We start from the raw sequence: 10,081 nt of genomic DNA, 5'->3' as shown, positions 1-10,081 counted from the left end.
GCGGGAGGCGAATCATACAGCGTTTAGAAGCGCTGTCAACCACCATCTTAACCGCTTGCGATCATTCGATCGTAGCCCTTTCAGCACCTTCCGAACTACCTAACTCATTGAATTTCAAGGAGTTTTTCGTTCCGTTGTCGCTGGAAGTGGGGCGCATTATAAGGGGATTCGAAAGCGCGTCAACCTTTAATTTCAAGAAACTTTAATATCGCTGAAAAGCAAAGCGGGGCGGCCTGACGGCCGCCCCGCTTCTCGATACCACCATGCGCATCTAGAGCACGCCTGCATCGCGCAAGCGCTGCATCTCACCTGCTTCCAGCCCCAATACCTGCTCGAGCACCACCTCAGTGTGCTCGCCCAGCAGCGGCGGCGCCCGACGATACTCCACCGGAGTCTCCGACAACCGTATCGGGCTCGCCACCTGCGGCACGCTGCTCGCCAACGGATGTGGAATATTCACCGCCAGCCCACGCGCCAACACCTGGGGATCCTGGAACATCTGCGCCAGATCATTGATAGGCCCGCACGGCACGCCGGCAGCTTCCAACTGGCTAACCCATTCGGCTGTTGTCTTGAAGACCGTGGCCTGGCGGATCAGTGGAATCAGTTCAGCCCGGTTGGCCACACGCAACTTGTTAGTAGCAAAGCGCGGGTCGTCCGCCCATTGCGGCTGCCCGGCCACCTCTGCGAATTTGCGGAACTGGCCATCGTTCCCCACTGTGAGTATGAAGTCGCCATCCGCCGTCGGAAAATCCTGATAAGGCACGATATTAGGATGTGCATTGCCCAGACGGCGAGGCGGGCTGCCTGTAGTCAGGTAGTTCATGGCCTGGTTCGCCAGGCAGGCCACCTGCACATCAAGCAGCGCCATGTCGACATGCTGCCCCACTCCGGTCTGCTGCCGATGGGCCAGAGCAGCAAGCATGGCCACCGTGGAGTACAGCCCGGTGAGAATGTCGGTAAGCGCCACACCTACCTTGACCGGCCCTGCACCTTCCTCACCCTCCGGGCGACCGGTAAGGCTCATCAGCCCACCCAGCCCCTGAATCATGAAGTCATACCCGGCACGCTTGGCATACGGCCCCGTCTGGCCAAAGCCGGTGATGGAGCAGTATATAAGCTTGGGGTTGATCGCCTTGAGGCTGTGGTAGTCCAGCCCATAGGCCGCCAGCCCACCCACCTTGAAGTTCTCGATGACGATATCGGACTTCGCTGCCAGCTCGCGCACCAGGCGTTGCCCTTCAGGCTGGGTGAAGTCGATGGTCACCGAGCGCTTGTTACGGTTGGCCGACAGGTAGTAAGCCGCCTCGCTGGTGTTCTCTCCTGCCGCATCCTTGAGGAAGGGCGGCCCCCATGCGCGGGTATCGTCACCACTGCCCGGGCGCTCGACCTTGATCACGTCAGCGCCCAGGTCAGCGAGAATCTGACCAGCCCATGGGCCGGCCAACACGCGCGAAAGGTCCAGCACCCGCAGATGTGATAGCGCGCCCATGGGCTGGCTCCTTATTAATAGAAGGCCTGGATACCGGTCTGCGCACGCCCCAGGATCAGCGCATGCACGTCGTGAGTGCCTTCATAGGTGTTGACCACCTCCAGGTTGACCAGGTGACGGGCCACACCGAACTCATCGGAGATACCGTTGCCCCCCAGCATGTCGCGCGCCATGCGGGCAATATCCAGCGCCTTGCCGCAGGAGTTGCGCTTCATGATCGAAGTAATTTCCACTGCCGCAGTACCTTCATCCTTCATACGCCCCAGGCGCAGGCAGCCTTGCAGTGCCAGGGTGATTTCGGTCTGCATGTCGGCCAGCTTCTTCTGGATCAATTGGTTGGCAGCCAGAGGGCGGCCGAACTGCTGACGGTCCAGGGTGTACTGACGCGCGGTGTGCCAGCAGGCTTCGGCGGCGCCCAGCGCCCCCCACGAGATGCCATAGCGGGCTGAGTTGAGGCAGGTGAACGGCCCTTTGAGGCCGCGCACATCCGGGAAGATGTTCTCCTCTGGCACGAACACATTGTCCATGACGATTTCACCGGTAATGGAGGCGCGCAGGCCAACCTTGCCATGAATCGCCGGGGCACTCAGGCCCTGCCAGCCCTTTTCCAGGACAAAGCCACGGATATCACCCGCATCGTCCTTGGCCCAGACCACGAACACATCAGCGATCGGGCTATTGGTGATCCACATCTTGCTACCGGTCAGGCGATAACCGCCGTCAACCTTCCTGGCACGGGTAATCATCGACCCCGGGTCGGAGCCATGGTTAGGCTCGGTAAGGCCGAAGCAACCGATCCACTCGCCACTGGCCAACTTGGGCAGGTACTTCTGCTTCTGTGCTTCGGTACCGAATTCGTTGATCGGCACCATCACCAGCGACGACTGCACGCTCATCATCGAACGGTACCCCGAGTCGATACGCTCCACCTCGCGGGCGATCAGGCCGTAGCACACGTAGTTCAGGCCGCTGCCACCATACTGCTCGGGAATGGTTGCACCCAGCAGGCCGATCTCACCCATCTCGCGGAAGATCGCCGGGTCGGTCTGCTCGTGACGGAAGGCTTCGAGCACACGCGGGGCGAGCTTGTCCTGGGCGAACTGATAAGCGCTGTCTCGCACCATGCGCTCTTCTTCAGTGAGCTGCTGGTCCAGCAGCAGCGGGTCGATCCAGTTGAAGCTTGCTTTACCGGCCATGAGCGAAATCCTCGAAATAGGGGGTAGTTTCTTGTGCCTTTGAGCCTAGGCCTGATCGGCTGCCGGGACAAACGAGGATTGCGCACCAATCAGTGATATTTTGTCACTTCGTAAATCGGCAAAACGCCATATTGACAGCCTTACGAGTGAGGTTGACGTACATGCGCCGCAAGATCCCCAGTACTGCCGCCCTGGTTTGCTTCGAGGCAGCAGCACGCAACGAGAGCTTTACCAAAGCCGCCCAGGAGCTTGCCCTGACCCAAGGCGCCGTTTGTCGACAGATTGGCGGCCTCGAGGCTTTTCTCAATGTGGAACTGTTCCGCCGCTCGCGCCGCGGCGTGAAGCTGACCGAAGCCGGCCTCTCCTACAGCCGCCAGGTTGCTGCCCAACTGGACGCCGTGGAGCGCGACACCCTGTCGGTAATGGGCCAGCAGGGCGCCAGCGTGATCGAGCTGGCAGTGGTGCCGACCTTCGGCACGCAATGGCTGCTACCGCGCCTCAAGGGCTTCCAGCAAAGCCACCCGGAGGTCACGGTCAACCTTACCAACCGCACACGGCCATTCCTGTTTGCCGACACCGCCTTCGATGCTGCTATCTATTTCGGCGATGCCGACTGGTCCGGTACCCAGTCGCACCGGCTGATGGGAGAAAACCCGGTACCCGTGTGCAGCCCGGCGCTGCTGGCCGGGCAGGGCGCGCTTGAAGCACAGCGTATTGCTCAACTACCCCTGCTACAGCAGAGCACGCGCCCTTACGCCTGGCGGCAATGGTTCGGCAGCCTGGGAATGAATGTGGAACGCGACATGACAGGCCCTCGTTATGAACTATTCTCGATGCTCGCCCAGGCAGCCATGCATGAAATGGGAATCGCGCTGATTCCACCGTTCCTGATCCAGCGCGAGTTGGAGGAGGGTAGGTTGGTGGTCGCTAACAGACACGCCCTCAGTAGCGACAAGGCCTACTATCTGATGATTCCGGAACGCAAGGTAGAGTCGGCCTCGTTGCGCGCCTTCCGCGACTGGCTGGTAGGCCAGGCCCAGGCCTACACCGCTTCAACATGAACAAGTGCGACAAATTGACTCTGTAGTCAATTATTTTAAACACCTACAGATATATGTATTTGTCGCATTTGCATAAACTGTTATGCAAGCCGAAAATACCCTTTAACCCTGCTAACCACGCGGCTTTGCGGGTTATTTTGCGACATTCACCGTGCCCTGAGCGAATTGACCGAAAAATTTTTGATTTTTTCTCCTAATCTGCCAATAGCCCATGTTTGACGGGCTGGAGCCTTATTGCTGCGACAAGCGGTCACAGGGTGACTTGTAGTTTTAACTTCGTTTCGCTCCAGAACCGGTTGAAGGCCCCTGGGTTCGTCTGCAAAATGCTTCGCCCGCCCGGGATTCGGCGGGTCGGCGCTCCACAGCCGCCCCAGCGCACCATCCGAAGTGTGCTGGCTCATACAAAGACAAAAGGTCACCGCAGGAGAATAAGTCGTGCACATTGGTGTTCCTCTCGAGACGCAGACCGGTGAGACAAGGGTCGCTGCGACCCCGGAAACCATCAAGAAACTGATTGGCCAGGGCCATCAGGTCACCGTCCAACGGGGGGCAGGGCTCAACGCCAGCATTCCGGACAGTGCCTATGAGGCCGTGGGCGCTTCCCTCGGGAACGCAGCCGATGCCTACGGCGCCCAGTTGGTGCTCAAAGTGGTCGCCCCCAACGACCAGGAACTGGCCCTGATCAACAGTGGCAGCCTCCTGGTGGGCATGCTCAACCCCTTCAACGGCGAACTGATCGGCAAGATGGCCGAGCGCGGCATCACGGCCTTCGCCCTGGAAGCCGCGCCGCGGACGTCGCGGGCGCAAAGCCTGGACGTGTTGTCGTCACAGGCCAACATCGCCGGTTACAAGGCCGTGTTGCTGGCTGCCCACTACTACCCACGCTTCATGCCCATGCTGATGACCGCTGCCGGTACCGTGAAGGCTGCGCGCGTGCTGATCCTGGGGGCAGGCGTTGCCGGCCTGCAGGCCATCGCCACGGCCAAGCGCCTGGGTGCGGTGATCGAAGCGTCCGACGTGCGCCCTGCCGTGAAAGAGCAGATCGAGTCGCTGGGCGCCAAGTTCATCGATGTGCCCTACGAGACCGATGAAGAACGCGAGTGCGCCGAAGGCGTTGGCGGTTATGCCCGCCCGATGCCGGCCAGCTGGATGCAGCGCCAGGCCCAGGCCGTGCACGAGCGCGCCAGGCAGGCCGATATCGTCATCACCACCGCACTGATCCCCGGCCGCAAGGCCCCGACCTTGCTCAGCGCCGAAACCGTCGCGCAGATGAAACCCGGTTCGGTGGTCATCGACCTTGCCGCAGCCCAGGGGGGCAACTGCCCGCTGACTGTTGCTGATCAGGTGGTGCAGGAGAACGGCGTGACCATCGTCGGCCCGACCAACCTGCCGGCGCAGGTGGGTGCCGATGCCTCGGCGCTGTACGCACGCAACCTGCTGGACTTCATGAAGCTGCTGTTCGACAAGGACGGCGCACTGGTCATCAACCTCGAAGACGATATCGTCGCGGCCTGCCTCATGTGCCGTGATGGTCAAGTCGTCCGCAAGAACGGCTAAGGAGCACGACAATGGAAGACATGCTGATTTCCCACGGCATCTACAACCTGATCATCTTCGTGCTGGCCATCTATGTGGGCTACCACGTGGTGTGGAACGTCACGCCGGCGCTGCACACGCCGCTGATGGCCGTGACCAACGCCATCTCTGCCATCGTGATCGTCGGCGCCATGCTGGCCGCTGCACTTACCGTGACCCCGGCCGGCAAACTGATGGGTACGCTCGCCGTGGCCCTGGCTGCGGTCAATGTGTTTGGTGGCTTCCTGGTCACCCGCCGCATGCTTGAGATGTTCAAGAAGAAAGCCAAGAACGAGGGGCAGAAGTAAGCATGAGCATGAATCTGGTAACACTTCTGTACCTGGTCGCCTCGATCTGCTTTATCCAGGCGCTCAAGGGCCTGTCGCACCCGACCACCTCGCGGCGCGGCAACCTGTTCGGCATGATCGGCATGGGGATCGCCATCCTCACGACGGTGGGCCTCATCTATAAGCTCGCCGCGCTCTCTGTTGGCAACGGCGGGGCGACTACCGGCATCGGCTACGTGATCGTCGGCCTGCTGGTCGGCGGTACCGCTGGTTCGATCATGGCCAAGCGCGTCGAGATGACCAAGATGCCAGAGCTGGTCGCCTTCATGCACAGCATGATCGGCCTGGCTGCCGTGTTCATCGCCATCGCCGCCGTGCTGGAGCCGCAGTCGATGGGCATCGTGGCGGCCATCAGCGACCCGATCCCTACCGGCAACCGCCTGGAACTGTTCCTCGGTGCCGCCATCGGTGCCATTACCTTCTCCGGTTCGGTCATCGCCTTCGGCAAGCTGTCGGGCAAATACAAGTTCCGCCTGTTCCAGGGCGCACCGGTACAGTTCGCCGGCCAGCACAAGCTGAACCTGATCCTTGGCCTCACCACCATCGCCCTGGGCCTGCTGTTCACCTTCACCGGTCACTACAGTGCATTCACCCTGATGCTGGTGCTGGCCTTCATCATGGGCGTGCTGATCATTATTCCGATCGGTGGCGCCGACATGCCCGTGGTGGTGTCGATGCTCAACAGCTATTCGGGCTGGGCAGCTGCCGGTATCGGCTTCTCGCTGAACAACTCGATGCTGATCATCGCCGGTTCCCTGGTCGGCTCGTCTGGTGCCATCCTCTCGTACATCATGTGCAAGGCGATGAACCGTTCGTTCTTCAACGTCATCCTCGGCGGCTTCGGCGGTGACAGCGATGCGGGCGCCGCGCAAGGCTCGAAGGAGCAGCGCCCGGTGAAGTCCGGCTCGGCCGACGATGCCACCTTCCTGCTGAGCAATGCCGACAGCGTGATCATCGTGCCGGGTTACGGCCTGGCAGTAGCCCGTGCCCAGCACGCGCTGAAGGAACTGACCGAGAAGCTGACCCACAACGGGGTGACCGTGAAGTACGCGATCCACCCGGTGGCGGGGCGCATGCCCGGGCACATGAACGTGCTGCTGGCCGAAGCCGAAGTGCCCTACGACCAGGTGTTCGAGATGGAAGACATCAACGCCGAGTTCGGTCAGGCCGACGTGGTGCTGGTACTGGGCGCAAACGACGTGGTCAACCCGGCGGCGAAGAACGATCCCAAGTCTCCGATTGCCGGCATGCCGATCCTCGAAGCGTTCAAGGCCAAGACCATCATCGTCAACAAGCGCTCCATGGCCAGCGGCTATGCCGGCCTGGACAACGAACTGTTCTACCTGGACAAGACCATGATGGTGTTCGGCGACGCGAAGAAGGTCATCGAAGATATGGTCAAAGCGGTCGAGTAAGGCTTTTCGCTAAAAACCGTGCGTTATATAGAAGGCCCCGGCGAGATCTCTCCCGGGGCTTTTGCTTTTCAATGATCCAGATCAACGGCTCTACTGCATGGCTTCTCATACGACCATGGTCGTGGGACGGCACTGGGCGAAATCTCTAGACTGCGCTGCAGTAGTTTCAGTAGCCCGAGATAACAATCCATGTACCGTGATCGTATCCGCTTGTCCTCCCTGCACAGCAAGGTAATGAGTGCGGCTGATGCCGCTGGTCTGATCGAGGACGGCATGACCGTCGGCATGAGCGGTTTCACCCGCGCCGGCGAAGCCAAGGCCGTACCGCATGCACTGGCCGAACGTGCCAAGCAGTCGCCACTGAAAATCAGCCTGATGACCGGCGCCAGCCTGGGCAACGACCTGGACAAGCAACTGACCGAGGCCGGCGTGCTGGCCCGCCGCATGCCGTTCCAGGTCGACAGCACCCTGCGCAAGGCCATCAACGACGGCAAGGTGATGTTCATCGACCAGCACCTGTCGGAAACCGTCGAACAACTGCGCAACCAGCAGCTGAAGCTGCCGGACATCGCCGTCATCGAAGCGGTGGCCATCACCGAGCAAGGCCACATCGTGCCAACCACTTCGGTGGGCAACTCGGCCAGCTTCGCGATCTTCGCCAAGCAGGTGATTGTCGAGATCAACCTCTCGCACAACCCCAACCTCGAAGGCCTGCACGACATTTATATTCCGACCTACCGCCCGACCCGCACGCCAATCCCGCTGGTCAAGGTCGACGACCATATCGGCAGCACCGCCATCCCGATCGACCCGGCCAAGATCGTCGGCATCGTCATCAGCGACCAGCCAGACTCGCCGTCCACCGTACTGCCACCGGATGACGAAACCCAGGGCATTGCCGACCACCTGATCAACTTCCTCAAGAAAGAAGTCGAAGCTGGCCGCATGACCAACAAGCTCGGCCCGCTGCAGGCGGGTATCGGCAGCATTGCCAACGCGGTGATGTGCGGCCTGATCGAGTCGCCTTTCGAAGACCTGACCATGTACTCCGAAGTACTGCAGGATTCCACCTTCGACCTGATCGACGCCGGCAAGCTCAGCTTCGCTTCGGGCAGCTCGATCACTTTGTCCAGCCGCCGTAACGCCGACGTGTTCGGCAACCTGGAGCGCTACAAGGACAAGCTGGTGCTGCGCCCGCAAGAAATCTCCAACCACCCGGAAGTGGTACGTCGCTTAGGCATCATTGGTATCAACACCGCGCTGGAGTTCGATATCTACGGCAACGTCAACTCCACCCACGTGTGTGGCACCAGGATGATGAACGGCATCGGTGGCTCGGGTGACTTTGCCCGCAACGCCCACCTGGCGGTGTTCGTCACCAAGTCGATTGCCAAGGGCGGTGCGATTTCCAGCGTGGTGCCGATGGTCAGCCATGTCGACCACACCGAGCATGACGTGGACATCCTGGTCACCGAACAGGGCCTGGCCGACCTGCGTGGCCTGGCACCGCGCGAGCGCGCGCGGGCGATCATCGACAACTGTGTGCACCCGGATTACCGCGCTGCGCTGAACGATTACTTCGATCGCGCCTGCCAGCGTGGCGGCCACACCCCGCACATCCTGCGTGAAGCGCTGAGCTGGCACGAAAACCTGGAAGAAACCGGGCGCATGCTGGCGGGTTAATCCAGCTGTAGCAAGGAACAGCAGCCCTGCTTCTGCTGTTCCGGCCTCTTCGCGGGCTTGCCCGCTCCCACAGGTCATGTGCAACCCTAAAAGGGAGTGCTTTACCTGTGCGAGCGGGCAAGCCCGCGAAAGGGCCATAACAGTCAAATCCTGCAATCAGAACACCTTGCGGCCAATAGCTTGCATAAACTGTACTACTGTACCGGCAATTTCACAGTTCCCCGCTCCATGAATCCCTTTCCTAAAGCCAAAACGCACCATTAGAGTGCAGACCAGTACAGTTGCGCCATTTTCGAGTGCAACAGTAGGGTTACACAGTTAACTGAGCCATCCTCTTTCACCTGAACTGTATCTACTGTTCTGGACAAGAGAGGAGGATCATTGGCATCAGTTAAATCACTACCTAATCCCGCCATAAGCGGAAGGATGAAGCATCATGGAACGTACCCTCAGTTCCGGTCTGGTCTTTGAAAGCAACGCCCAGCAATCCAACTCTTCGATGCCACTGCGCGCATTGTCCACTCTGCTGCTGTGGCAGCGTCGCATGGCCAGCCGCCGTCAACTGGCTCGCCTGGACGCGCGCCTGCTGGCCGACGCGGGCATCAGCGAGTCGCAGCGCTACGAAGAGCTGAGCAAGCCTTTCTGGCGCTAAGCACCGGCTTGCCGGCTTCGGCTGGCACCGCGAATTCTCAAAACCCGTTGCAGGTGACTGCAACGGGTTTTTTGTTTCCAGGTCGCGTGCTAGAGCCGCTTGCGGGCCAACATGTACAGTTTTTTGATTTATAAAATTGACAGGTACAGTTTATTGGCGCGCCGTTCATTAACTTCCACAAACAACGGCGCGTGATACGCTTGGCTTAATAGCCTGTAGAAAGCCGCTATCAAACGTACCGCGACGAGCCGTATGAGCGTCCGATAATCAGAACCACCCGCCCCTAGTCCAGGAGTCCACCATCATGTCCCGTAAATACCTGATTGGCGCCGCCCTGATGCTGAGCCTGGCCGGCACCGCAAACGCCACCAGCTTCGTTGTCACCACTGACGCCGTGGTAGGCGCGGTGGCTGCGTCCACCGATGCCACTTCCGATATCTCCTCTTCGTTCAAAGACGACAAGATCGTGCAGGCCGCCCGTGACGACGCCGCCAGCTTCGTTGGCAGCCAGGGCGACATCCGTGGTGCCAAGCTGGAAAGCGCTTTCCTGCACATCCGCTCGCAAATGCCGGCCCTGCAGGCCAGCGATGCACAGCTGGCCCAGGCCATCCTGGCGCTCTGATCCCGGCTGAGCCGTTCAGCTGTGCGGGCTACCACCCG

The 10,081-nt window shown here is 60.4% G+C and carries 10 protein-coding genes; 8 read left to right on the top strand and 2 right to left on the bottom strand.

Going from position 1 to position 10,081, the window contains the following annotated elements; translation table 11 throughout:
• The coding region (locus ACIQUI_RS23610) for a hypothetical protein (RefSeq protein ID WP_403203103.1) at window positions 1-206 on the top strand (206 nt) is incomplete at its 5' end.
• Between the two features lie 65 nt (window positions 207-271).
• Here the strand turns inward: ACIQUI_RS23610 and ACIQUI_RS23605 are convergent.
• Complete coding sequence (locus ACIQUI_RS23605) at window positions 272-1,492, bottom strand: CaiB/BaiF CoA transferase family protein (RefSeq protein WP_403203102.1); 1,221 nt, start codon at window positions 1,490-1,492, stop codon at window positions 272-274.
• Between the two features lie 14 nt (window positions 1,493-1,506).
• Window positions 1,507-2,688 carry an acyl-CoA dehydrogenase gene (locus tag ACIQUI_RS23600; protein ID WP_284357129.1) on the bottom strand — a complete coding sequence of 394 codons (1,182 nt, stop codon included), beginning with the start codon at window positions 2,686-2,688 and terminating at the stop codon, window positions 1,507-1,509.
• A 161-nt stretch (window positions 2,689-2,849) separates the two neighbouring features.
• On the opposite strand from ACIQUI_RS23600, the gene ACIQUI_RS23595 reads away from it, so the two are divergent.
• From ACIQUI_RS23595 to ACIQUI_RS23565, 7 genes are all read left to right on the top strand, one after another.
• Window positions 2,850-3,749 (top strand): LysR family transcriptional regulator, encoded by a 900-nt coding sequence (locus ACIQUI_RS23595; RefSeq protein ID WP_403203101.1) that lies wholly within the window; start codon window positions 2,850-2,852, stop codon window positions 3,747-3,749.
• Window positions 3,750-4,184: 435 nt separating this feature from the next.
• Window positions 4,185-5,306, top strand: coding sequence for a Re/Si-specific NAD(P)(+) transhydrogenase subunit alpha (locus ACIQUI_RS23590; RefSeq protein ID WP_403203100.1), 1,122 nt, complete (start codon window positions 4,185-4,187; stop codon window positions 5,304-5,306).
• Window positions 5,307-5,317: 11 nt separating this feature from the next.
• Window positions 5,318-5,632: an NAD(P) transhydrogenase subunit alpha gene (locus ACIQUI_RS23585; RefSeq protein WP_016484308.1), complete on the top strand. Its 315-nt coding sequence runs from the start codon at window positions 5,318-5,320 to the stop codon at window positions 5,630-5,632.
• A 2-nt stretch (window positions 5,633-5,634) separates the two neighbouring features.
• Window positions 5,635-7,086: an NAD(P)(+) transhydrogenase (Re/Si-specific) subunit beta gene (locus ACIQUI_RS23580; protein WP_403203099.1), complete on the top strand. Its 1,452-nt coding sequence runs from the start codon at window positions 5,635-5,637 to the stop codon at window positions 7,084-7,086.
• 189 nt (window positions 7,087-7,275) lie between these two features.
• On the top strand, window positions 7,276-8,769 hold the full coding sequence (locus ACIQUI_RS23575) for an acetyl-CoA hydrolase/transferase family protein (RefSeq protein ID WP_403203098.1): 1,494 nt from the start codon (window positions 7,276-7,278) through the stop codon (window positions 8,767-8,769).
• A 436-nt stretch (window positions 8,770-9,205) separates the two neighbouring features.
• Entirely contained in the window at window positions 9,206-9,421 is a 216-nt protein-coding gene (locus ACIQUI_RS23570) for a DUF1127 domain-containing protein (RefSeq protein WP_300027397.1), read from the top strand.
• Window positions 9,422-9,725: 304 nt separating this feature from the next.
• Window positions 9,726-10,043, top strand: coding sequence for a DUF2388 domain-containing protein (locus ACIQUI_RS23565; RefSeq protein ID WP_284357124.1), 318 nt, complete (start codon window positions 9,726-9,728; stop codon window positions 10,041-10,043).
• Window positions 10,044-10,081: the final 38 nt, after the last annotated feature.

Source organism: Pseudomonas sp. NPDC090592, assembly GCF_044769185.1.
Lineage (GTDB): Bacteria > Pseudomonadota > Gammaproteobacteria > Pseudomonadales > Pseudomonadaceae > Aquipseudomonas.
Note: the sequence above shows the minus strand (reverse complement) of the source record. Positions and strands in the feature narration are given on the sequence as shown.